1 pseudogene is annotated in these 812 nt (G+C 60.6%); it reads right to left on the minus strand.

From position 1 onward, the window contains the following. A pseudogene (locus tag VB775_RS22530) lies at positions 1 to 681 on the minus strand (DNA methyltransferase); the annotation flags it as partial. Between the last annotated feature and the right edge of the window lie 131 nt (positions 682 to 812).

Below are 812 nucleotides of genomic sequence, written 5' to 3' on the forward strand. Positions count from 1 at the left end.
CTGAGCGTATCCGTCGGCGAATTGCTTGTTGGTTGCTTCAGGAAACAACAGGTTTCGCCATTCGCCGGCTAGCGACGTGAGGCCGGGATTGTTGCGATCCAGCTCCTCGGCCACCTCCTCGCGAAGCAATCGGCATAGGCGCGCGGCGATACCCGCGAGTTGTTTGGCGCTGCGTGGCGCGATCGGTGCCCACGCGAGGAAGTCTGTAAACAACCCGAGCAGAGGTGGGGGAGCGGCGAGCTTTGCACCCGCCTTCTCGATATCACCTTCGAGAGCGACAGATGCTTTGAGCTCGCCATCCTGCCATAGGGTGAACCCGTTGCCGTCCGTATAGATGAGGTTGGGCAGCGTCTTGAGCTTCTGCCACTGCTTCTTGTCGTGTAAGTCAGAGAACCGCCGGGGATCATAACCTTTGCCGGGCGCCTTGACCTCGATGAAGCCGGCGAGCGCGTTGCGGACAGAGACTGCATAATCGGGCCGGGAGGACAGATGTGCCAGCGTCGTCTCGCCGACCATCTTGACGGTGTTCTTGTGATGCCCCGCCAACGCCGCCAACAGCAATACGCGTGTTTCGAGGGGCGCGCGAAGCTGGTCCTCCGGTGCTCCCAACACGGCGGCATTGGAGAGCTTGCCTTTCGCCGACGTGCCAAATTGCGAAATGATCTCTGCAAGTTCAGCCATGTTCGCCCCCCGCGATAGGATGGGCTTTAGCTATCGGCGTGCAGATCGGTAGGTCAACCCTGTTCTTTGGGCGCGCATCCGGATGAGAGACGGCGGAATTCGCACGCACCCATCCGCCGCTGTTCGATGAA

The sequence above is a fragment of the Pseudanabaena sp. CCNP1317 genome, from assembly GCF_034931345.1.
Lineage (GTDB): Bacteria > Cyanobacteriota > Cyanobacteriia > Pseudanabaenales > Pseudanabaenaceae > Pseudanabaena > Pseudanabaena galeata.